General features: G+C 62.4%; 19 protein-coding genes and 2 tRNA genes. 13 read left to right on the forward strand and 8 right to left on the reverse strand.

The features are described from left to right. Positions 1-140 precede the first annotated feature (140 nt). A complete protein-coding gene (locus LG047_RS14100) occupies positions 141-1,028 on the forward strand; it encodes a replication-relaxation family protein (RefSeq protein WP_227967427.1) in 888 nt (295 codons plus the stop codon). Between the two features lie 61 nt (positions 1,029-1,089). On the opposite strand, the gene LG047_RS14105 is transcribed toward LG047_RS14100, so the two are convergent. After that, a complete protein-coding gene (locus LG047_RS14105; protein ID WP_227967428.1) occupies positions 1,090-1,335 on the reverse strand; it encodes a hypothetical protein in 246 nt (81 codons plus the stop codon). 68 nt (positions 1,336-1,403) lie between these two features. Here LG047_RS14105 and LG047_RS14110 point away from each other — a divergent pair, with 68 nt between their 5' ends. After that, entirely contained in the window at positions 1,404-2,225 is an 822-nt protein-coding gene (locus LG047_RS14110) for a hypothetical protein (RefSeq protein ID WP_227967429.1), read from the forward strand. A gap of 63 nt (positions 2,226-2,288) precedes the next feature. Here the strand turns inward: LG047_RS14110 and LG047_RS14115 are convergent, their stop codons facing one another. Next, positions 2,289-2,618: an FYDLN acid domain-containing protein gene (locus tag LG047_RS14115; RefSeq protein ID WP_227967430.1), complete on the reverse strand. Its 330-nt coding sequence runs from the start codon at positions 2,616-2,618 to the stop codon at positions 2,289-2,291. A gap of 129 nt (positions 2,619-2,747) precedes the next feature. Between LG047_RS14115 and LG047_RS14120 the strand changes: the two genes are divergently transcribed. Both LG047_RS14120 and LG047_RS14125 read left to right on the forward strand, forming a co-directional pair. Beyond that, positions 2,748-3,272, forward strand: coding sequence for a hypothetical protein (locus tag LG047_RS14120; protein WP_227967431.1), 525 nt, complete (start codon positions 2,748-2,750; stop codon positions 3,270-3,272). A gap of 30 nt (positions 3,273-3,302) precedes the next feature. Beyond that, positions 3,303-4,547 carry a DnaJ domain-containing protein gene (locus LG047_RS14125; protein ID WP_227967432.1) on the forward strand — a complete coding sequence of 415 codons (1,245 nt, stop codon included), beginning with the start codon at positions 3,303-3,305 and terminating at the stop codon, positions 4,545-4,547. A 98-nt stretch (positions 4,548-4,645) separates the two neighbouring features. On the opposite strand, the gene LG047_RS14130 is transcribed toward LG047_RS14125, so the two are convergent. Next, positions 4,646-4,722, reverse strand: a tRNA-Met gene (locus LG047_RS14130). Positions 4,723-5,047: 325 nt separating this feature from the next. Between LG047_RS14130 and LG047_RS14135 the strand changes: the two genes are divergently transcribed. From LG047_RS14135 to fba, 3 genes are read left to right on the forward strand one after another with little or no spacing between them, the layout of a single operon-like run. Next, complete coding sequence (locus tag LG047_RS14135) at positions 5,048-5,923, forward strand: phosphoribulokinase (RefSeq protein ID WP_036283250.1); 876 nt, start codon at positions 5,048-5,050, stop codon at positions 5,921-5,923. An 11-nt stretch (positions 5,924-5,934) separates the two neighbouring features. Then, complete coding sequence (tkt, locus tag LG047_RS14140) at positions 5,935-7,929, forward strand: transketolase (protein ID WP_227967433.1); 1,995 nt, start codon at positions 5,935-5,937, stop codon at positions 7,927-7,929. 18 nt (positions 7,930-7,947) lie between these two features. Further along, positions 7,948-9,030: a class II fructose-bisphosphate aldolase gene (fba, locus tag LG047_RS14145; protein ID WP_227967434.1), complete on the forward strand. Its 1,083-nt coding sequence runs from the start codon at positions 7,948-7,950 to the stop codon at positions 9,028-9,030. A 62-nt stretch (positions 9,031-9,092) separates the two neighbouring features. Here fba and LG047_RS14150 read toward each other — a convergent pair whose 3' ends face one another. Continuing rightward, positions 9,093-10,661, reverse strand: coding sequence for a hypothetical protein (locus LG047_RS14150; RefSeq protein WP_227967435.1), 1,569 nt, complete (start codon positions 10,659-10,661; stop codon positions 9,093-9,095). Positions 10,662-10,802: 141 nt separating this feature from the next. On the opposite strand from LG047_RS14150, the gene rpe reads away from it, so the two are divergent. Further along, positions 10,803-11,483: a ribulose-phosphate 3-epimerase gene (gene rpe / locus LG047_RS14155; RefSeq protein WP_227967436.1), complete on the forward strand. Its 681-nt coding sequence runs from the start codon at positions 10,803-10,805 to the stop codon at positions 11,481-11,483. A gap of 85 nt (positions 11,484-11,568) precedes the next feature. Further along, positions 11,569-13,062 (forward strand): pyruvate kinase, encoded by a 1,494-nt coding sequence (locus LG047_RS14160; protein ID WP_227967437.1) that lies wholly within the window; start codon positions 11,569-11,571, stop codon positions 13,060-13,062. A 120-nt stretch (positions 13,063-13,182) separates the two neighbouring features. Here LG047_RS14160 and LG047_RS14165 read toward each other — a convergent pair whose 3' ends face one another. Beyond that, the gene (locus tag LG047_RS14165; RefSeq protein ID WP_227967438.1) at positions 13,183-14,604 is read right to left on the reverse strand and encodes a hypothetical protein; all 1,422 of its coding nucleotides are present in this window, start codon (positions 14,602-14,604) and stop codon (positions 13,183-13,185) included. Between the two features lie 669 nt (positions 14,605-15,273). Between LG047_RS14165 and LG047_RS14170 the strand changes: the two genes are divergently transcribed. After that, positions 15,274-15,348, forward strand: a tRNA-Gln gene (locus tag LG047_RS14170). 217 nt (positions 15,349-15,565) lie between these two features. Here LG047_RS14170 and LG047_RS14175 read toward each other — a convergent pair. From LG047_RS14175 to LG047_RS14185, 3 genes are all read right to left on the reverse strand, one after another. Continuing rightward, a complete protein-coding gene (locus LG047_RS14175; RefSeq protein WP_227967439.1) occupies positions 15,566-16,108 on the reverse strand; it encodes a hypothetical protein in 543 nt (180 codons plus the stop codon). Beyond that, positions 16,021-16,851 (reverse strand): recombinase family protein, encoded by an 831-nt coding sequence (locus LG047_RS14180; RefSeq protein WP_227967440.1) that lies wholly within the window; start codon positions 16,849-16,851, stop codon positions 16,021-16,023. Before LG047_RS14180 ends, LG047_RS14175 begins: the two co-directional genes overlap by 88 nt. Beyond that, a protein-coding gene (locus LG047_RS14185) for an IS3 family transposase (RefSeq protein ID WP_370635072.1) occupies positions 16,793-17,979 on the reverse strand; the annotation gives its coding sequence in 2 pieces (ribosomal slippage) (positions 16,793-17,727 and positions 17,727-17,979; 1,188 coding nt in all). The genes LG047_RS14180 and LG047_RS14185 overlap by 59 nt, the downstream gene beginning before the upstream one ends. A gap of 732 nt (positions 17,980-18,711) precedes the next feature. Here LG047_RS14185 and LG047_RS14190 point away from each other — a divergent pair. From LG047_RS14190 to LG047_RS14200, 3 genes are all read left to right on the forward strand, one after another. Beyond that, positions 18,712-19,056, forward strand: coding sequence for an STAS domain-containing protein (locus tag LG047_RS14190; RefSeq protein WP_227967441.1), 345 nt, complete (start codon positions 18,712-18,714; stop codon positions 19,054-19,056). A 10-nt stretch (positions 19,057-19,066) separates the two neighbouring features. Next, positions 19,067-19,489, forward strand: a complete 423-nt coding sequence (locus LG047_RS14195; RefSeq protein ID WP_227968503.1) for an ATP-binding protein — start codon at positions 19,067-19,069, stop codon at positions 19,487-19,489. Positions 19,490-19,670: 181 nt separating this feature from the next. Beyond that, positions 19,671-22,895 carry an NAD-glutamate dehydrogenase domain-containing protein gene (locus tag LG047_RS14200; RefSeq protein WP_370635056.1) on the forward strand — a complete coding sequence of 1,075 codons (3,225 nt, stop codon included), beginning with the start codon at positions 19,671-19,673 and terminating at the stop codon, positions 22,893-22,895. Positions 22,896-22,924: the final 29 nt, after the last annotated feature.

A 22,924-nucleotide genomic window follows, 5' to 3' on the forward strand; every position in this document is an offset into this window, starting at 1 on the left:
CCCTCGCCGTCCACCGCTGCGCCTGGCGTCACATGCGTCACGTTTACGGCTGCTCTCGCTCATCATATCCGTCGCGTATGACATCCGCGACCGAACACAAGCGCCGTTCGCATCTCACTCGCCAAGCGATGGCGAAGGGCGTGCGCATCACCGACAACGACATCCGGGATATCTTTGAGCCGCTGTCCCGCCACGCGCAACTGACCACGCGCCAGCTCGTCGCATTCGGCGCGCGTCATCCCATCCTCACCAAGGCCCGCCTAGGCGCGCTCTGGCACGGCACCGCCGGACAGCGCTCGCACTGGCTGCATCGCCTCAGCGAAGACATCCTCCTCGCCAACCACCTCTCGGTCGATGACATGCACCGCCTCGGCGCGGACGCCGAAGCGCTGCTTCGCGCCAAGGGGATCATCCCGTCTGAGGATTGGGTCGCGAACAGCCGCATCGGGGGCAACAGCACGACGCCCTCGCGCATCATCCGCTTAGCCCATGACCACATGGCCTCCGATATCGCCCTCGACATCGAGATCGGCGCGCGTGCGGTCGGTGCGCCTTACAAATCCCACATCGACATCCTGCGCGCCGCCCCGGCGATGACGCGCGCCCAGCCGAAGCCGCTGAAGATTCCGGTCGAACTGAACGGCCGTCACACCCTCGTCGAACCCGATGCGCTATTCGCGATCGGCGACCGGCATTATGCCTTGGAGGCCGACAAGGCGACCGAAAGCATCAAGGGCGTGATCGTACCGAAGATCCTCGCCTATCGCGAGATCGTCGCCGCAGGGATCATCGATGACCATCTCGGCATCAATAATCTCTGTGTGCTGTTCGCCACGACGAGCGAAGCGCGGATGAAAAACGTCATGCAGGAACTCGCGCTCATCGCGAAGAACGGCAGGAGCACCATGTTCGGCTTTCGCGCGGAACCTGGCTTCGGCGACTTCATGAAAACGCCGGCTCCGACCGGCCGCCTCTTTGCCGCTCCCTGGAAACGGGTCGGCCATGACGACCTTATCCTTGCAGGATAGGCGCGGCTGGCCAAGCTGAAAGGCCGCACATGGCGGCCTTTCGCGTCAGGGAACGCCTCCCTCACGCATCGCTTGCGTCGTCGGCTGCATAGGGCGGCAGCAGCTTCAGCACGCCGTTCCAATGCGGGCCAATCGGCATCGCATGCAGCTTGATGGAGATTCCCTCTCCGTTGTCGCGTGTCCACGCGGAGCCGATCGTGCACCATTCCTTGCGGCCCGGCCCGGTCTTGGCTCTCACCACGTAATCCGGTTGGCGGTTCTCGCTCTTATGCGCCTCTCGCTGCGCCCTCTGATCAATCGCGGACATGTGCACATCTCCTCTCTTGGCTGTGCTGCTGAAAGTATAATTCAAACAGGCAATTAGAGGAGGACGCGATGTCCACAGCTAGCTACAAGATCGACTTCGACGAACTCAAGCGAACCGTCTCGATGGAGCAAGTCATCGCCTATCTCGGTTTGCCGAGATTGAAGCAAAGGAGCCCCAAGCAATGGAAAGGCGCATGCCCTTTCTGCAACGGGGTCGATTGCTTCGTCGTCACGAGTGACGGCGGACGCGACAAGACCGGTGCGTTCAACTGCTTCAAGTGCCCCGCCGGCGGCGATCAGATCGAACTCGCCTCGCTCGTGCGCGGCAACCCTCGCAAAGACCCGAACGGCGCATACGCTGCCGCAAAGGAACTCTATGAGAAGTTGTGCGCGGCCGGCGAAGCGTTGACCCGTTCCAACGCTTCCCCCCAGCCCCGGCGGGAGAGACGGTCAGGCTTCGACGCAGAGGCGTACGCCAAGTCTCTCGACCCGGGCCACGAGGCGTTGACGGGGCTCGGTGTCGACGCCGAGACCCTCCGCGCCTGGAGCGCGGGCTATGCAAACTCTGGCGTCAATCGGGGGCGCCTCGCTCTGCCGGTTGCGACCAAGGATGGGACGATCGTCGGCTACATGGGCCGCACGGTGAAGGACGACACCCCGTTGCTCACCTTCCCCAACGGGCTCGACCCGCAAGAGCACATTTTCGGCGTCGACAAGGTGGGGAGTGGACAGCTCTTTCTCGTGCGCGATCCGCTCGACGTGCTCAAGGCCTTTGAGGCCGGGTGCGGCAACACGGTCTGCTTCCTGACTGAAGACATCAAGAGCATCCAGCTCGAATGTCTCGCCGCCCTGATGGATGAACGGCAGTGCGAGAGCTTGTCGTTCTTCTGAATTCCAGAGCCTCGCTTTTCGCGGGGCTCGCTTCTCACCATGGCGACATTCGTCCGCAGCCGGCTACTGGTTCGGACCCTCATTATCGCGCTCGATTTCTACAATGTCCTCGACCTTGATTTCTTCGTCTTCCTCGATCGGGAGAATGTCACTCTCATCGTCCGGCACTTCCACCTCTGGCAAGGCCAGATCGGCCTCCGCGGCGTCGACTGGAGGCGGTCTCTCGGCCGCGGCTGGACGCGCCGGCGTCCGTCTTGGCTGCGAGCGCGCTATCTCCACAACCTGGAAAACGGCGGCGCACTTGGGGCAGACTATCGGCGCGCGGTTGAGATCGAAAAACAACGCGTTGCAACTCAGGCATCGGCGCTTCATACCGAGTTCGGCTTTGGGCATGGCGATTGTTCCCCTCTGTGAATGCGTAGGCCGTAGCGAGGCCGGAAGCACGGCGTTTGTCCCAATCACTTGACCCGGGCCATTGTCCGGATTTTGCTATGGCCCTCTTCAATGCATTTGGAGGCAAAGATGCTGAGGGCCATGGTTGTTTTTCTTGCGTTGATTTCGCCGGCCGTCGCACAGGTGTTGGAAGACAACTCCCTGCAGGAGCAGCTCGTCCCAGAATCCTTCAAGCTCGAAGCCAATGCCACAGCCGCCAAAGCCAATCTCTTCGACTGGCGCACATCGATTTCCTACGCGATTACAAACAATTCGGGCATGAACCTCTACATGGGCATCGCGATGGGTTCGGTGTCGATGGGCTCATGCACCGAAGTTCGCAACGCCCATGGGGGCCTGCCGCTTCTGCCAGGCCCCAACGCCATCGCCTACGGCGTCGATCTCAGCGTCGGAGTGCCGCGCGCCGTCTACGTTCCTGCGGGCGGCCGCGTCGCCGGTACGCTAATCGCCGAGGAGTGTTCGGCTCCCAATCCCGGCTCGCCGAAAGCGCCGCTGTCGTTCTCGTTGATGATCGGCAAGACGGAATCATCCAAGTCGATGACGCAGGTTCCTCTCTCGGTCGACGCCTTGATCCGCCAGCTGCGCGGGCAGTGAACCCATGACTCCGACGACACGAGCCGAGTGATGCGCGACCCGTACGACATACTTGGTGTCGCGCGAGGCGCAAGCTTCGACGAGATCAGAGCCGCGTATCGACGCGCGAGCAAGACGCGACATCCGGATTTGGGCGGCACCCACGAGTCGATGGTCGAGCTCAACACCGCCTACGCCTTCGTCCTCGACGAGCTCAAGCGCTCGTATATGCGACAGGAAGAGGAAGCTCCCAGATACGATCGCGCCGGCGGCGAGGACGCGCGAGCTGAAGAGGCGCGTCGGCGGCAGAGAGCCTATCGCGACATCGACGAAGAACTGGAAGAGCTGCACCGCGCCGCGCAGGCGCATGAGGAGACGCTCCGCACGATGCGAGCAGAGGCATGGGAGTCCGGGGATCGCGCGACCTGGGCGAAGCTCACCTGGGACGACCTCTCGCGCTTTTTCCGAGGACTCCTCAACAGCGGCCTGAAGGGCGTCGCTGTCCTGGCCGCCGCGTTGATCGGCGTCGGCAGCGTGCTCGTCGAAACGAATTTCGTCAGCAGCCTGATTGTCCTCGGCTCGGGGATAGGTTTCTTCCTCTCACTGGCGCTCAAGAACGACAAGGGCGGCTACATGAGCGCCGGGCTGCTGCTGTTCGGCCTCATGACCATCTGGCTTCCGCCAGTCCGCGCTGCCCTCTTCAGTTATCCCTTGGCGACGATCAGCGTGCTCGTCTGCCTTGGGCTGATCTTCAAGTTCGGGCAGCAGGGCGGCGTCGTCGGGCTTTTGACCGGCGGCGTGCTGGCCCTCTATATGATCGGTGTCATCGTCGGCGACACGCAGCGCGGAGCGCCGCAAACGCCAAGCGAGCGAGCGCTATCGCCGGCCGTCGTCGCGCCGACCACACCGGGAAGTAACGTCGCCCGCCGCAGTGCGCCGCCTCTGTCGCAAGCCATCTCCCCGCCGACCGCTGCGCGCCCGTCAACTGCGCCCGTTGCTGAACCACCGTCGTCGCCGATAAAGCTTGAGCCGCGCACGCTCTTCGCCTCGAAGGACGCCCTGCTCAAATTCGTCTCGGGAATTCCCTATCGTCTCAAAGTGCGCAGCGGCTTCACCACGTCGCTTGTCGCGTCGCAGGGCATGGTTGCGTTCTACTCAGGAGACGAGCGCATGAGCGACTGCACAGTCACGTTGAAGATATCTGCTCCGAAACGCGCTACGCCATACGCGGAAGTCGACCGGATGATTCGCGCCTGCGGAAACGACGCGATCGTGCGCGTCGACGATGTTCGATGACGAACTGGCTCCTCTTCGTGTGGATTTTTCGGGCTCGCGTCTGGGAGACTATAGTGAGCCTAACGCCAGCAATGATTTTTATAAGTGATTGTTTTGTTTGGTAGCGGAGGAGGGATTCGAACCCCCGACACAAGGATTATGATTCCTCTGCTCTAGCCAACTGAGCTACTCCGCCCCGGGCTGTCTTGAAGCAGCCTCCAGCGGGGAGGGATATAGGTCGCCGGATGGCGGCAAGTCAAGACAGGAGGTCGGCGCGTCGGGGCAAAAGCGCGCCGCAGGCGACTGGAGCGTCCAGCTTCAGGGGAGTCGGCGAGACGACAGGCGTTTCCTTCCCTTCGCAGCGGCCGGAGCCGCCGCGCGCCCCGAAACCCGATCCTGCGCCGCGAGTTGGTCCTTCAGTCTTTCCTTTGCCGTGCGGCCGTGCGACAAGCCGGGCGCGGGGAGCCTGCGGGCGGGGTCGCCGGCCATGCTCGACGAGGAACTCACTGGGTAAAGCGCCCATGTCGGTCAAACACCCCATCATCTCGATCACCGGCTCCTCCGGCGCCGGAACCAGCTCGGTCAAGGCGACCTTCGAGCAGATCTTCCGTCGCGAGAGGATCGAGGTCGCCTATGTCGAGGGCGACAGCTTCCACCGCTACGACCGCGAGGAGATGAAGGCCAGGATGGCCGAGGCCCAGGCGGGCGGCAATTACCATTTCAGCCATTTCGGTCCGGGAGCCAACCTGCTCGCGGAGCTCGAAAACCTGTTTCGCGAATATGGCGAGACGGGCTCCGGCCGCTATCGCCACTACGCGCATGACGAGAACGAGGCGGCTCTGCTGGGCGTGCCCCCCGGCTCCTTCACCGACTGGGAGGAGCTGCCGCCCAATACGGACGTGCTGTTCTATGAGGGCCTGCATGGCGCCGTGGTGACGGACGAGGTCAATGTGGCCCGTTATGCGGACCTCAAGATCGGGGTCGTGCCGGTCATCAATCTCGAATGGACGCAGAAGCTCCACCGCGACCGCAACTCCCGCGGCTACACGACGGAGGCCGTGACCGAGACCATTTTGCGGCGGATGCACGATTATGTGCATTACATCTGTCCGCAGTTTTCGGAGACGGACATCAATTTCCAGCGCGCGCCGACGGTCGACACCTCCAATCCCTTCGTGGCGCGCTCCATTCCGACGCCCGACGAGTCGATCGTCGTGATTCGCTTTCGCGATCCCCGTGACGTCGACTTCCCCTATCTCGTCGCTATGATCGCCGGGAGCTGGATGTCGCGCGCCAATTCGATCGTGATTCCGGGCAACAAGCTCGATCTCGCCATGCAACTCATCCTCACGCCGAGGATTCTCGAACTCGTGAAACGCAAGAAGAGCGCGTCTTGAAAGAACCGACAATGTCCGAAGCACTCGATCCGCCCGCCGCAACAGAGACGCGCCGCTGCGCCAACGCCATTCGCGCGCTGGCCATGGACGCCGTGGAGAAGGCGAAATCCGGCCATCCCGGCATGCCGATGGGCATGGCGGACGTCGCAACCGTGCTGTTTCAGCGATTCATGAAATTCGACGCCTCGCAGCCCGACTGGCCGGACCGCGACCGCTTCGTGCTCTCCGCCGGCCATGGCTCAATGCTGCTTTACGCCCTGCATTACCTCCTCGGCTATCCGGGGATGACGAAGGCCGATCTCGAAAACTTCCGCCAGTTCGGCGCGCCGACGGCAGGGCACCCGGAATATGGCCATGCGCCGGGCGTCGAGACGACGACCGGCCCGCTCGGCCAGGGACTCGCCACGGCGGTCGGCATGGCGATCGCCGAGCGGCTTGCGGCCGCGCGCTTCGGCGACGAACTCGTCGATCACCACACCTACGTCATCGCCGGCGACGGCTGTCTCATGGAAGGGCTGAGCCACGAGGCGATCGATCTCGCCGGACATCTGAAGCTCTCCAGGCTGATCGTCCTGTGGGACGACAATTCGATCTCCATCGACGGCCCAACGAGCCTCGCGACCTCCATGGATCAACTCGCGCGCTTCGCCGCCGCCGGCTGGTCCACGGCGCGAGTCGACGGCCACGATCCGGAAGCGGTGGCGCGGGCCATCGAGGCGGCCAAAGCTGATCCACGCCCGTCCATGATCGCCTGCCGCACGCTCATCGGCTATGGCTCGCCCGGCAAGCAGGGCAAGGAGTCCAGCCACGGCGCGCCGCTCGGCGCGGGCGAGGTCACCGCCGCGCGGGAAGCCCTCGAATGGCCGCATGTTCCCTTCGACGTGCCAGAGGAAGTGATGAGCCGCTGGCGGGCGGCCGGCGGCCGCGGCGCCTCTGCGCGCAAGGCCTGGGAGGCGCGGCGCGCCGCCTCGGCGAAGGGCGCCGCCTTCGAAAGCTTCCTGAAGGGCGATGCAGCCGCCGAGGTCGCTGCGCCGCTCGCGGCCTTTCGCAGATCGCTCGCCACGGAAAAGCCCAAGGTGGCCACCCGCAAGTCCTCCGAGATGACGCTCGGCGTCATCAATGACGCGACGCAGGCGACGATCGGCGGTTCGGCCGATCTGACCCACTCCAATTTCACCATCACCAAGGGGATGGGCGAGGTCGCGCCCGACGACTTCTCCGGCCGCTATATCCATTACGGCGTGCGCGAATTCGGCATGGCCGCGGCGATGAACGGCATCGCGCTGCATGGCGGTTTCGTGCCCTATGGCGGCACCTTCCTCGTCTTTTCGGACTATGCGCGCGGGGCGATCCGTCTGTCGGCGCTGATGGGCCTGCGGGTGATCTACGTTCTCACCCATGACTCCATCGGCCTTGGCGAGGACGGCCCGACGCATCAGCCGGTGGAGCATCTCGCGTCCCTGCGCGCCATGCCGAATCTCCATGTCTTCCGGCCCGCCGACGCCATCGAGACGGCGGAGTGCTGGGAGCTGGCGCTCGGCGCCCGTCACACGCCGTCGGTGCTGAGCCTGTCGCGCCAGAACCTGCCGACGCTCGATCGCCCGGTTGACGAGAATCTCTCGGCCAAAGGCGCCTATGTGCTGCGCGAGCCGGCGGGCGGCCGCGACGTGACGATTCTCGCCACGGGTTCGGAGGTCGAGATTGCGCTCGCCGGCGCCGACGCGCTGGCGGGGCAGGGCGTGAAGGCGGCTGTCGTCTCCATGCCTTGCTGGGAGCTTTTCGAGGCGCAGCCGGCGGACTATCGCGCCAAGGTGCTTGGAGCGGCCCCGCGCGTCGGCGTCGAGGCGGCGGTCAGGCTCGGCTGGGACCGCTGGCTCGGCGAGCGCAGCATGTTCATCGGCATGTCAGGCTTCGGGGCCAGCGCGCCGGCGGCCGAACTTTACAAACATTTCGGCATCACCGCGGAGGCAGTCGCCGACGCGGCCATCACCCTACTTAAGGCTTGAGATTCAGCGGAGGCGACAATGGCTCTCATTACACTTCGGCAACTGCTCGACCACGCCGCCGAGCACGACTATGGCGTGCCCGCCTTCAACATCAACAACATGGAGCAGGGCCTCGCGGTTCTTGAGGCGGCCTCCTCCGTGGACGCGCCGGTCATCATCCAGGCCTCGCGCGGCGCGCGCAGCTACGCCAACGACATCATGCTCGCCAAGATGATCGAGGCGCTCATCGCCATGTATCCCGACATTCCGATCGTGATGCATCAGGACCACGGCAACAGCGAATCGACCTGCGCCAGCGCGATCCGCTTCGGCTTTTCGTCGGTGATGATGGACGGCTCGCTCAAGGCCGACGGCAAGACGCCTGCGGATTATCAGTACAACGTCGACGTCACCCGCCGCGTCGTCGACCTTGCCCATTGGGTCGGCGCCTCGGTCGAGGGCGAACTCGGCGTACTCGGCTCGCTGGAGACCGGCGAAGGCGAGAAGGAAGACGGGCACGGCGCCGAGGGCAAGCTCTCGCACGACCAGTTGCTGACCGACCCGGCGCAGGCCGAGGATTTCGTCGCCCGCACCAAGGTCGACGCGCTCGCCATCGCCATGGGCACCTCGCATGGCGCCTACAAGTTCACCCGCAAGCCGGACGGCGCCATTCTCGCAATGCATGTCGTGGAGGAAATCCACCGCCGCCTGCCCAACACCCATCTCGTGATGCATGGCTCGTCCTCCGTGCCGCAGGAGTTGCAGGACGCCTTCAACGCGGCCGGCGGCGAGATGCCGCAGACCTGGGGCGTGCCGGTTTCGGAGATCCAGCACGGCATCAAATTCGGCGTGCGCAAGATCAATATCGACACCGACTGCCGTATCGCGATGACGGCGGCGATCCGCGCGACGCTGGGCAAGAACAAGGGCGAATTCGATCCGCGCAAATATCTGAAGCCCGCGCAGGAGGCGATGGTCAAGGTTTGCAGGCAGCGATACGAGGAATTCGGCACAGCCGGCCAGGCGTCGAAGATCAAGCCGATTCCCATGGCGGAAATGGCCAAGCGCTATGCGAGCGGGGCGCTCGACCCGCAATTCGCGAGCAAGAAGGCTGCGGAGTAAGGATCAGGAAAGGGCAGGCCCGGGCCTCGCGATAATAATCCGGGAGGACCGGGCCTGCTCCTTTATTTGGAACGCGTAACGCGAACAGAGAAGGTCGAGCCTACGCGACTCAATACTTCGATCTTTATGCCGAGTGTTGAGGACAGATAGGTTTTTCCTACCGTGTATTGCGCATTGTTGAGCGCATAGTTCGGGTAGGGCCGGCCTCCGCTGTCGCAATAGGGCGCGCCGCGATAGTCCCCGGGAGTCGCGTCGATCGGCATCGCCCATCCGCTTTGGGTATTGAAGAAGCAGGCGTTGCCCGCGCCGACAGGGGTTCGGTTGGCTTTGAAATCATGGACGATCACGCCTTCGCCCGGCAGCCCCTTGTCGTAAGCAACCGTTTTTACCCGCGCCTCGACCGTCAGATATTGCGCCGTCGAGCCGTCGCACGCCCGATTGACCAGACAGATCTTGATCATCTTGGGGTTCGCGCCGAGCGGCGTCGAATCGGCTTCCAGCGTCACTGTCCGCGTCGATATGCTATTCACGACGACTTTGTTCGCGGCGGGAATCCAAGCCAATTTATCCTTGTAGGGCGCTATGTAACCGCCGCCGGGCTCCGAGCAATAGAGCGTATCCAGCGCTCCGCCGCTGTTGGCCGAGCGGTAGGTGCCGCAGGAAACCTGCTGCGCCCGAGAGCCCCGGCTCATCTCGTCCCATGGACTGTCATACGCATGATACGTCCAGCCCGAATGCGGCAGGCCGAGACTATGGCCCATTTCGTGGACATAAATGCTCGCGTCCTGGCCCCACGGCGGCTCCCATGTCACCCCGTAGAGTTTGCTCTGATACACGAAGCCGCCGCCCCAGGCGCAGCAATCGAGATCGTTGTTCACGACGAAGTTGATATTGTCGTAGAGAGCGACGTTCACGCCCTGCGCCGTAACCAGCGCCATGGCGTCATTTGCAAGCTGAAACACGTCGGCGCAGGCGCTGCTCCAGCCACAATTCGCATAGCCGGATTTCGTTTTCGGCAAGGTCAGCCATTGCGTCGGGTTCAATCCGCCGACGCCGGCGATATCCGCGCTCCATTTGAGATTGTTCCATGACGTCGCAGTGAAGAAACCGTTGATTGTCGCCGGGATCTTCAAGGTTGTATTGGGCGTCAGCGGGTTTGTCAGCGCTGAGTAAAACGCGGGGGTATGGGGGGTCTGTGTGTCGCCCTTGTATTTGAGCAGAATAAAGAGAACGCGTTTGGTCGTCGGGACGGCGGCCGCGGCGCGGGGCGCGGCATCGGCGTCCAGAACGGAGATCTTGTCGACAGCGATCGGCGCGGCGCCCGCCTTTTGGGGCGCCGCCCGACCCACGTCATGGCCTTCGATCCGCACGCGCTTGCCAAAGGCGCGAATGGCGGCGAGCTGGTCGACCGACGCCACGCTCAACGGAACGTTGGAGCCGTCCGCCATCGTGAGATTGAAACGTATGGCGCCGCCTGGAAGACCCGGGCGCGGATCCGCCCAGAGGACGGAAAGGCGCCCCTCGAGAGTTCGGGCGGCGCTTTGCGCTCGCGCCGCGCCGGACACCAGCATCGCCGCCGCCATGAACAGGGCGCAGGATGCGATGAAAAAACGACGTTCCAGTATTGTCAAAAGACTCCCCTCCCGTAAACAGCCTGTAGCTTGTCTGTACGCCCCCGCTGCAGTCAATCTGAACAGACTCCGTGTCATTCTTATGGTTGATGGATTCATCATCGCCAGATAACAATCCTGCCGATCGACGCCCGAGTCCCCATGTCCGACATCCTCATCGCCCCTTCCATCCTTTCCGCCGACTTCGCGAAGCTCGGAGAAGAAACGCGCGCGATGGAGGCCGCGGGGGCGGACTGGATCCACCTCGACGTGATGGACGGACATTTCGTGCCCAACATCACCTTTGGGCCCGCCGTCGTCGCGGCGCTGCGTCCGCATACGACCCTGCCGCTCGACGTGCATCTGATGATCTCGCCGATCGATCCCTATATCGGCGCCTTCGCCGACGCCGGCGCCGACATCATCACGGTGCATGCCGAGGGGGGGCCGCATCTGCACCGATCGCTGCAGGCGATACGCGCGCGCGGGAAGAAGGCGGGCGTGTCGCTCAATCCGGCGACGCATGAAAGCGCGCTGCAATATGTGCTGGACGAGATCGACCTCGTGCTGGTGATGAGCGTCAACCCCGGCTTCGGCGGTCAGAGCTTTATTCCGTCCCAGCTCGAAAAAATCCGCGCCATTCGCGAGATGATCGGCCGGCGTCCGATCCGCCTCGAAGTCGACGGAGGCGTAACGCCGCAGACGGCGACCGCGATCGTCGAGGCCGGCGCCGACGCGCTCGTCGCGGGTTCCGCGGCGTTCCGTGGCGGCCCTTCGGCCTACGCAGGCAACATCGCCGCATTGCGTCAGGCGGCGGCGAGCGCCGGAGCGGTGAGCATTTAGCCGCAGGGTTTCCCCGCACGTTGTAACAGCCTTGTCATGTTGCTGGGAAAGACCGGGCGGCGAACGACCGCGAGGCGACAGCGACATGTGTAAAGACGTAACCATCGACAGCGAATCGATCGAATTGCGCAGCCTCCTCGACGAGACTGCGGCGTTGCGCGAGTCGGTGACGCGGGAAGGCGCTGCGCTGCTGCGTGAATGGGGCGTCGACCCCAGGACTCTGCGTCCCGAAGACGCCGCGATCAATCTGGCCCATTATGTCGCGCTGCGCCGACATGATCTCAGCGCCCTGCAATTGCGGCTTTCCGCCTTCGGCCTCTCGTCCCTGGGCCGCAGCGAGGCAAAGGTCGCGGCGGCGCTCGATGCGCTGCTTGCCACTCTGCGCCGTCTGTGCGGCGAGACAAACGCCCATTATCCGTCCCGCGCCGAGATGCAGGCGGGGGATGACGCGCTCGCCGCCGCCTGCGCAAGGATCTTCGGAGCCGACGCCACGCCGCGCCGGACGCGCGTGATGACGACGCTGCCGAGCGACGCCGCGACGGACCCCGGCCTTGTCGCGCGGCTGATCGAGGCTGGCATGGATTGCGCGCGGATCAATTGCGCGCATGACGATGCCGACGCGTGGCTGAAAATGATCGAGAACATTCGCGCGGCGGAGCGCGGCTGCAACCGCCCGTGCCGGATCATGATGGACATCGCAGGCCCGAAACTGCGCGTCGAAGGGGTGCGCGCGCCCGAGAAATACCGGCTCGTTCCCGGCGAACGTCTGCAACTGCTGTCGGGTTTCGACAATGGCCGCAAAGGCGACGTCGCGGTGACGCTGAACGCGCCTTCGGTGATCGATCAACTCGTCGTGGGCGACGAGGTCTGTATCGACGATGGCAAGGCGGGCGGACATGTCGTCGAGAAATCCGACGGCCGCGCCGATGTCGAAATTCTCTTCGCACGCGCCAAGGGCGTGCGCCTGAAGCCCGGCAAGGGCGTAAATCTGCCGACAACCGAACTCAACCTTTCGCCGCTGACGCGCAAGGATTTCGCCGATCTCGATATTGTCGCCCGCCATGCGGACCTCGTCGGCTTCTCATTCGTTCAACGGCCGGCGGACATCGAATTGCTGCAGGATCATCTCGCCGCCCGGCGCGGCGACGCGCCCCCGCAGACGCTGGTTCTCAAGATCGAGACGCCGCTCGCCGTGCGCAATCTGCCGCGACTGATGCTCCATTCCGCGCGGCAGCATCCGACGGCGGTGATGGTGGCGCGCGGCGACCTCGCCGTCGAACTGGGTTTCGCGCGGCTCTCGGAAGTTCAGGAAGAAATCCTCTGGCTGTGCGAGGCGGCGCACATTCCCGTGATCTGGGCCACGCAGGTGCTGGATCAATTCGTCAAGGAGGGAGTCGCGAGCCGCCCGGAAACGACGGACGCCGCCATGTCGCAGCGGGCGGATTGCGTGATGCTGAACAAGGGGCCGTTTCTTGTCGGGGGCGTCGCTTTCCTGCGCGACGTTCTTGCGCGCATGTCGCGCCATCAGGTGAAAAAATTCTCGCGCTATGCGGAACTCCGCGCATGGAGCCGGAATTAGCGCGGCCCAGTAAATTCGCGCACGCGCTGACCGCGGCTATGTTCCCGATATTGCGGACGCATTTTCTCGGACGCAGGGGCCCGCTCAAGCGGACCCCTGAAGTGTTGTGAATTCAGACCGTCACGGCGCCAGATTGAAAATCCGGGTGCGCCAGTTCACGCCATTGACAGGCGGGTTGAGAATTCCAGAAAACTGGTTCGTGCCCCAGACCTGGCCACGGCCGGCCAATGTCGGCCGCGGATCGGGGGTCGCGCCGGAGTAATCGCCCCAGCGGCACACGCTGCTGGCGGTTGTGCAAGTGAAATCGCGGTAAGGGCCGACGCCATTTCGCACCAGCAGGAAGGTCAAGGCTGCGCCGTTGACGCTGGAGCCTGCCACGATGCGCGGACTGACGTTGGCCGCCCTGCTCGAAACATTGTATTCGATAACGAAATTATTCCCGAAGGTCCGCGTCGCGCCATCGACTCTCCGGTCTGGCGAAATCGCCGCATTGAAATAGAAAACATTCGGCGAGGCGATGTTCGCCTGCCGCTGGACGACCGGCGTCGCGGGAACCGGGTTGATTTCGTACCAACGCACCGCAGAGCCTGTCGATCCATTGGCGATCGTATGCTGGGTCCAGAAGGAGAAGGTCCTGAGCCGCGGGTCGATCGCCTGCACGGCCTGAGTCGGACGCGCGTCCAGCGTGTCGAGCGTCGGCGCTACGACGCCGCCCGGAAAGTTCGGCTGCGTGGCGTTCGGGGGGGACGCATAGGCGGCGACTGTCGCTCCTCTCGGGCCGCCGAAAATCGGGAAGCCGGTCGAGGAATTGCGCGCCACGCTATAGAACCAAAGCCTGTTCGAGGGCAGGCTCAAATTTCGCGCGACGACATAGCCCGTGGCGGCGGTGTCGATCTGATTGGCCGGAACCGGCGTAAAAACCTGGGAACCGGACGAATTCAACAGATTCAACTTCCGGCCGACCTTGAACGTGCTGGCCGCCGGACAGGTCGTGCCCGCCAATGGCTTGCTGATCCCGATGAGGTCCGACGCAATGAAGTTATCGGTCACGAGATTGAAGCTGTTGACTCCGATGATCAGGAAGAACTGGCTGTCGCCGAGCTTGGGATAGTCCGGAAAACGCGTGCCGAAATTGATCTGATAATGGCACCAGTCCGTCGTCACGTTCAGAGGACTGCTCGTTCTGCTGAAGCCGAAGGAGAGCCGCGCGCTCGACGACGAATGGATCGAGTCCATCGTGTAATAGAAACGATTTGTCGTCGGATCCCAGATGATCTGCGGATCGAAGCTGTTGACGGTCGATGCGACGCCCGCCAGCTGGTTCAGGGTTCCGGAGCTGATCAGCGCCCCGGTTGTGCGGTTGAAAATGCCCGCTCTGCGATTGACGAGTTGGACGAATCTGGTTGTGCCGATTGCGCCGGTCGTGTCCGGCGGGGAGCCCGTATTGTCCGTCAACCCGGCAAAATTGAGTCCGCCGACGACGGACGGATTCGCGGGTCCCGTCAACGCATTGCCGACCGTCGCCCGGGCCGTTTCGTCCAAAGAAGCCCGTCCCGCCGTTCCCTCGGCAGCGCTGCGGGCCCTGTCCGCGGCCGCTTTCGCCTCCAGGTCGGCCTTTATTAGACCCACTTGCAACTTGCTCGCACGCTCCGCTGCGCGACCGACAGCCGCTGTGCCGGACTCCGAGGAATCGGCCGCCTGAACCTGCAGTCGTTCTCCGGGCTGGGACGAAGGCCCTTCCTGAGCTGACGCCAATGCCGGCGCCAACAAAAGGCTCAGTCCGAGACAGGCGGCGCCGGAGCGGGCCCTTGCCTGCCGATGTCGCTTTGCGGTTGAGAACGATTTCAAGATCCCCGCCATTGCTTGACCCCCTATGCTTCAAACTGGCCGCGCGGTCTGAAATGGATTGACGAAAAGCGCCCCACGGCGCCCATGCAAATATGTCATGTCGGACAAGAGCATATACATCCATCGAAAATTGAACGAATTTATTTCGGGTCCTGACAGAAAACGTAAGCGTTGCTTTTAGCCGTGATGGATTATTTGATCACTAATTTAGCGTTGCTTTTTGAGATCGACAGTCTTGCCGCCGCGCGCGATCCGCATGACCGCTGTGCCCGAGGCGTCTCCTGCCCGTCCCCCGCGGCAGACGCAATTCCAGGGAACGCGGGTTGCGGAGACGCTCAGCCGGCATTATGGAGAGCGGCGCACTGGGGCGTCGCCAAGTGGTAAGGCAGCGGATTTTGATTCCGCCATACGGAGGTTCGAATCCTCCCGCCCCAGCCAGCTGACCTATTGAGTTTGCACGCATTTATAATTTTCGGGCGCGGTCGAAACCTCCCGACAACTCCGCCGGTTACAGAGCCGGCGTCGCAGCATTGGCTCCCCAGAGACGAAAATCCGGGACTTCCGGCGCGCCAGGGGGCGGAAAGTCTCTCGGGCCGGTTTTCGGACCGTCAGATGTCGAGCGGCGATGCCCGGTCGAAGTGAAGCTGCAGAGCCTTCAGGCTGGCGAAAATCCCAAAACCCGGCTTTGCTCGCGCCAGTCGTGCGGCAGATTTTTCGATAATTCGATCAGGCGCGTCGGGGTCAGCTCGACGGAATGTCGACCGGCCAGGATCGCCCGAACGATCTCGGGCGAGAGGCAGGAAAGGCGCAAGAGGACGGAAAGATAATCTCGCCTCAGGCTGAGTCGCGAGGCCATTGAGTCGACGCTGTCCTCCCGGCCCGAAAGAAACCTGCAGCGCGTCGCCATCGCGCGACCAAGGAGCGACACGAGCCCGTGATCGATCCGGTCGGCGGAGCCGCCGCCAATGACCAGACGCACGCCCTTGCCGGCGCGGCGCAGCTTTGCGGCGACTGTCAGCGTCAAGGGCGCATCGTCTGGGGTGGCGTCCGGCGCGATTTCCGGCGCGGTGCTGGACGTTGCGATCGAAAGGATTGCGGGTCGATTGACGCTCACGACGATGCGATCGCCTCCCGCCTCCACGCGCTGGACGACCGTGCGCACGATTTCCCGCAGTTCGAGCGAGGCAGCTTCGAGCACTCGGCCGCGAGCTCCGCCAATCGGCCGAGCGCTGCCTTTTGGCGCGCCGCGTAAAGGCAAAATGGCGCGAGAGCGTCGCTTGCCACGAGCTCAGACTGAAAAAGCGCGCGAATCCGGTCCAGCACCAGCGCCTCGATGTCGCCCGCGGGGATGCGTTGCCCGGCGCGGTGGGCCGACCGACGGCCTTTGATCAGAGTGCTGGAAACGTAATAGCGATAGCGCTTTCCCTTCTTGACGGCGTGGCTGGGAGACAGGCGATTATTGTCGGCGTCGAAGATCAGCCCTGTCAGCAGGCTCGGCTCGTCGGCGCCAATTCCCAGTGAGCGCGCCCGCCGGTTAGCGGCGAGCCTGTCCTGCACAACTTGCCAGAGTTCTTCATCGACGATCGCTTCGTGTTGGCCGGGATAGACGTTGCCTCGATGCGCGACCTCGCCCCGGTAGAGCCGGTTTTGCAGCATCAGATAAAGCGGGCCTCGCATGAAAGCGTTGCCGCCCGAGAGGCGCACGCCGCCGACGCCCGAGCGGACTTTGCTCACGACGCCCTTTGCATCGAGTTCCGCTTTCAGCAACCCGAGCGAGCCAAGCTCGGCGTAGCGCTTGAAGATCATGCGAACGGTCGACGCCTCCGACGCGTTAACAATCAGCTTGCGGTCCCTGACGTCATCGTGACCTGCCCCTGAACTTTCATCCAGCGGCGGGTTGAGTCCTTCCGGTTGATACGCCCGAGGGCGCGAATGGAGCAACAGGCGATCGGCGGAGTTGGTCCTGGTTGCGCAGCCGGTCGCCTGTTGCGGTGAGATTGGCCGCGAAGGTCGCCGGCGTCGCATAGCCGAGGGCCGAATGCGGGCGGCGGTGATTGTAGTCCTGGGCCCAGGCGCTGATCTTCTCCCGGGCATGGTCGAGCCCGAAGAACAGCGTCTCGTTCAGCAGTTCGTCGCGCATGCGCCCGTTGAAGCTCTCGCAGAAGCCGTTCTGCATCGGCTTGCCCGGCGCGATATAGCGCCACTCGATCCTGTTCTCGCTCGACCACGACAGCACGGCGTTCGAGGTGAAATCCGTGCCGTTGTCCGAAACGATCATGCCGGGCCTGCCGCGCCGTGCGATCAGCGCCGACAGTTCCCGCGCCACGCGTTGGCCCGAGATGGATGTGTCGGGGATCGCCGCGAGGCATTCACGCGTCACGTCGTCGACGATGTTCAGGATGCGGAACCGGCGTCCGCTGGCGAACTGGTCATGCACGAAGTCCAAAGACCAACGCGCATTCGGCCGCGCCTCGACGAGGATCGGCGCCCGCGCGCCGACAGCCCTTCGGCGGGCGCGCCGCTTTCTCACCGTCAGCCCTTCCTCGCGATAGAGCCGGTAGATGCGGTTCTTGCCCGACGTCTCGCCCTCCTGCCGCAGCAGCACGAACAGCCGCCGATAGCCGAAGCGCCGGCGCTCGTTGGCGAGTTCCCGCAGCCGCTCCCGTAACGGCTTGTCGGTCGGCCGCTTCGAGATGTAGCGGACGGTCGCGCGATCGACGGCGACAATCTGGCAGGCCCGACGCTCCGACAGAGCCATGGCGGCTCGCAGATGCGCAACGGCTGCGCGCTTGGCGGCGGGCCCTACCATTTTTTTGACAAAAGCTCCTTCAGCGCCGCGGCTTCCAGCATCTGATCGGCCAGAAGCTTCTTCAGCCGCGCATTCTCTTCTTCGAGCGCTTTCAACCGCTTGGCCTCGGAGACGTCCATGCCGCCATATTTGGCCTTCCAGTTGTAAAGCGTCGTCTCCGACACAGCATATTTGCGAGCCAGATCCGCCGCCTTCGCGCCCGCCTCGTGCTCCCGCAAAATCCCGATGATCTGCTCTTCCGTGAACCGCTTCTTCTTCATCTCGTCCGTCCCGATATGGCCGGACTCTAATCGCATCTGGTGGAGTTTCTCAGGGGCAGGTCAGTCCTATTACAATGATGCGCGGAATCACCTCTCATTGAACAAAGACGCACCCATGCCGCGCGCCATTCAGGCCGTCGGACGCATTGCTCCCACACCAATTCTCGGCGGACTACGCCACCGATACGTCCGTATTTAATTTCCGACAAGGACATGGTCTTTTTTGAACGTCAGACAGTAACGGTCGAGAAACGTCCAAAATGTCGCGCAACTGCGCCTCACGCCGTGCTCGGCAAGCAGCCGATCCAGGAGTTCGCTGATCGTCGAGTCCGGCGTCGCCTCGGTCACTCCCGGCAGATAATCCCGATATGGATCGAGGTTCGAGCGTCGAGGCTGTCCCTGTTTGCCCGCCGTGCGCTCCCGGTCTCTCGCGCCTGCCGCACCCAGACAATCGCCGTGGCGTCGACAATCCCAAGCCTTGCCGCCGCATGGCGAGCCGGGACGCCAGCCAATGCGGCGTCAATCACGCGACCATGCAAATCCTAGCTGTAAGCGCGCCATATCCGCCTCCATCGCTGTCGCAATGAAGGAACCATGTTCTCGTCGATTCGGGAATCCTGAACAGAAACGGAAAACACCGAACCCGTTTTAAGCGAGTTCACATATTCAATTGCCGCCCTACCTATGACGCGTCGGGCAGCGTGATCAATTTTTCGAAGCGGGATCTGAACAATGAAACTCGTGACGGAAATGCAGGGAGGACGGACTGTCCTCAGCGTACAGGAGGATCGACTCGACGCGCATAATTCCAGCGAGTTGAAAGAACGCATCCTCAAAATTCTCGAAGCCGGCGTGCGCAATCTCATCATCGATCTCGGTCAGGTCCAGTTTATCGACAGTTCAGGTCTGGGAGCGCTTCTGTCCGGATACAAAAACGCCAGTCTGCGTTCGAGCGCCTTTGCGCTGGTTGGCCTACAACCGCGTGTCAGGTCGATGTTCGAACTCACCCGCCTGCATCGCGTGTTCGACATCTACCCGGATCTTCAGGATGCAATAGCAGACCAGGGCGTGGGCTAGAGTGATCGAAATGTCCGAGATCGTGAACCTTGAGATCGTCGTCCCCAACCAGACCCGCTATCTACGACTGGTTGGCAGTATCGCCGAGCAGGTGGCAAAGCAATTGGAGGTGGCGAACTGCGATCGTGACGATCTCGCCTATCATCTCAACCTCGTTCTTACCGAGGCAATGGTGAATGCAATTCAATATGGAGTCGACAAGGGCGGAAAGGACACTGTCAGAATATCGCTGTCAGTCGAGAATAAGGATTTGTGGGTTCGTGTTTATGACCACGGACAGGGATTCGACCTCTCGGCCGTGCCGACGACCGCGGTCGATCATCTCGACGAGCGCGGCAGGGGCATCTTTTTCATTCGCTCGCTGATGGATTCCGTCGAGTATCACAAGACGGATTCGGGAAATGTCCTCGAAATGCGAAAATGTCTTGCCTGACCGTAGCGGCGACGAGGGGACGAACTCAGGGCGAATTCGAGGCGGCAGATGGCGTCACAATAGTCATAAGGCAATGGACTGGGAATCCGACTTTCATAACTTTCTTGATCGCGCAGTCCGCAGATTTCGACTGAAGCGGCCGGCCTGTTCTGTCGAAGGCGTATTTCCGGCGAGCTATCGTTTGCTGGTTGCGCCGTGGCGTGCGGCCCGCGACCTCCTGTCGCTAGAAGCGGCGGCCGACCGTGGGCGCGAGGTGGCGGATCTCCATCCGCAGTTGCCCGACGGCGCACGCCACGAACTGAGAATCTACTGCATAAAGGAACACACACTCGACGAGCTCATGCCGGTGCTGCAGAACCTGGGGCTCCGCGTCGTCGATCAGATGCGGTTCGACGTGACCGTCGGCGCCGAGCGCCGATTCATCCGAAATTTCATCGTCGAGCCGACGACAAAGGGCGCCGGCAGCCTTCAGGCTTCAAAGAAGGCGCTCCTTCAATTGCTCGACGTCCTGCTCTCCGGGCGGGCGGAGGACGACTCTCTCAATCGGCTGACCCTGCTAGCAGGATTGAACTGGAAAGAGATCGATCTGCTTCGCGCCTATTGCAATTATTATCTCCAGCTCGGAGGACGCTTCGATCGCAATCGAATATATCAGTCGCTTGTCAACAATGTCGAGGTCGCCGGTCTCCTGTATCGCTATTTCAAGGCTCGCTTCGAGCCCAGTGGCGAAGCAGGCGAGCGATATGACGCCGAGCTCGATGTTCTGACATCCATCCGACTTCAGCTGATCGAGGGATTTGATAAGGTCGCGGATGTGAACGACGATCGTTTGCTACGTGATCTCTTCAATCTGATCGACGCCACGCTGCGCACGAACATATATCTGCGCGGTCGACGCGACGATGATCCCATCGCATTCAAAATGAACAGTCTCGGCGTCATCAACATGCCGAGCCCGAAACCCATGGTGGAGATCTACGTCCATTCGCGCTCGATGGAAGGCGTTCATTTGCGTGGGGCGAGAGTCTCGCGCGGCGGGATCCGCTGGTCGGATCGGCTGGAAGACTTTCGCGCCGAGATACTGGACTTGATGCAGACCCAAATGGTGAAGAACGCCCTGATCGTCGCTCAGGGCGCCAAAGGCGGATTCGTGGTCAAGATGTCCGGCGGGACGCCTTACGAAAACTACCGCATTGCGAAGGACGCCTATGCGGATTTCATTCGGGGATTGCTGGATCTGACAGATAATCTGGCGGGATCTCAAGTGATCCACCCTGCTGAACTCGTAACTTACGACGACGCCGATCCCTATCTGGTCATAGCGGCCGACAAGGGTACCGCGGGCTGGTCGGACGTTGCCAACGAGATCGCGAAATCTTACGGCTTCTGGCTGGGCGACGCTTTCGCAACCGGCGGATTGAACGGATACCACCACAAGCAGCTCGGGATCACCGCGCGCGGAGCCTGGATCTGTGTAAGACGGCATTTTCTTGAACTTGGACGCAACATAGACGAACAGCCATTCAGCGTCGTCGGCGTCGGCTCCATGGACGGCGACGTGTTCGGCAACGGAATGTTGCACACGAGCAATATTCGTCTGCTTGCCGCATTCAGCTCCCACCATATATTTCTGGATCCGGCGCCGGATCCGCATCTGTCATTTGGGGAGCGCAAGCGCCTGTTCGAAACGCCAAACTCAACCTGGCAGGACTATAATCAGACGCTCATTTCCAAGGGCGGCGGTGTGTTCCGTCGCGACGACAAGGACATTTGCCTGAGCGCGGAGGCGCGCGCATGGCTCGGCGTCCGGACACACTCGATCGACGGCGAAGGCCTTATCCGTCTGCTGCTGACGGCGCCTGTCGATCTGTTGTGGATGGGCGGCGTCGGCACGTATGTAAAAGCCAGCTTCGAGACGAATGAAAGCGTCGGCGATCGCGTCAACGACGGCGCGCGTGTCGATGCGATCCAGCTTCGCGCCAAGGTTGTCGGAGAGGGCGCCAATCTCGCATTCACCCATCAGGCGCGGGTGGAATATGCCCTCAACGGCGGCCGCATTAATGCCGACGCCGTAGACAATTCCGCGGGGGTCGATCTCTCCGACCATGAGGTCAATCTGAAGATCCTCCTCTGCCTGTCGGAACGCCCCCAGCCTGCTCGCTCCGAGGGCGAACGAAATCGCTTGCTCGCCGCGCTGACCGAAGACGTCTGCGCCTCAGTCCTGTGCAACAACTATCGCCAGAGCCTCTGCCTCTCGCTGGAATGCGAACGTTGTGGCGAGGACGCCAAGCCCTTCATGGACCTCGCTGACCAACTCGAGAATGCGGGATTTCTGGATCGAACGATCGACGCTTTCCCGCTGCACAAGGAAGTCTCTTCGCGCGCAAGGAAACAGTTGACCAGGCCTGAACTAGCGACGTTGATGGCCCATTCGAAACTGGCGCTCAAGCGCACGGCTCTGGAGTCGCCGGATTTCCTGCGGGCGGAATGGACCCTTGATCTGCTCGCCGCCTATTTCCCCGAGGCAGTGCGAGCGCGCTACGCGGATCGCCTGACAGAGCACTCGCTTGCGTGGGAGATCGTCGCGACAATGATTTGTAACAAAGTAGTCGATCAGGCGGGGGCATCGTTCCTGCTGATTGGCGAGTCTCTCGCGCCGACCACTTTGCTCGCGGCGGTAGGCATTTACCTCGCTTTTGATCGGATTCTGGAGGGCGATCGATGGCGTGAAGCAATATTGGCGCTCGACGGAAAGATGACCGCGAGCCTTCAATATGAATATCTTCTGCAACTGGAGAACGCATTGGCGCATCTTTGCCGATGGGCCATTCAGCATGGCCGCCGCCTGCTTCCACGCGACGAGGAAGTCGAAATGTGGCGGGCCTATCTGCGCGAATATCTCGATCAGTTCAGCGAGAACGGAGAATTCGCCAAATTGACCTTCATTGCCCCCGAAGCCTCTCGGCAATTATTCCTGACGCGGCTGCGCGACTTCCCGATTCTGGTGGAACTGGTGCAGGCGTCGCACGAAAGCATGCATGTCATCGCGGAGCTTTCCGAGGAGATCGCGAATATGCTGGGATTGCGCCAGATCGTAACGCTGCTAGGCAATGTGAAACCGAGAGATGCCTGGGAGCAACGATTGCAGTCCGCGCTCGAGGATCGCCTTCGCGCCGCTCCAGCACGAATCGTGTCGATGCAACTTCGCAAAGGATCGCGCACACTGGGGTCGCTCTTCGCCGAGCTCGGCATGGAGTCGCGTGTTTCGTGTCTTCAGCGACTACGCGCCGAGCTTTGCGAGTCGGGACCAACTACGCTCACGCCCTTCGCGGCGTTCGTGGCGGAACTGGACACCTTAATTGACGCCGGCGTCACAGCGTTAGACGCAGCGCTGGGAGCAGGATAGAAATGGAGCCGATAGCGAGCGGACGCCGA

This window comes from Methylocystis sp. WRRC1 (genome assembly GCF_020733155.1).
GTDB lineage: Bacteria > Pseudomonadota > Alphaproteobacteria > Rhizobiales > Beijerinckiaceae > Methylocystis.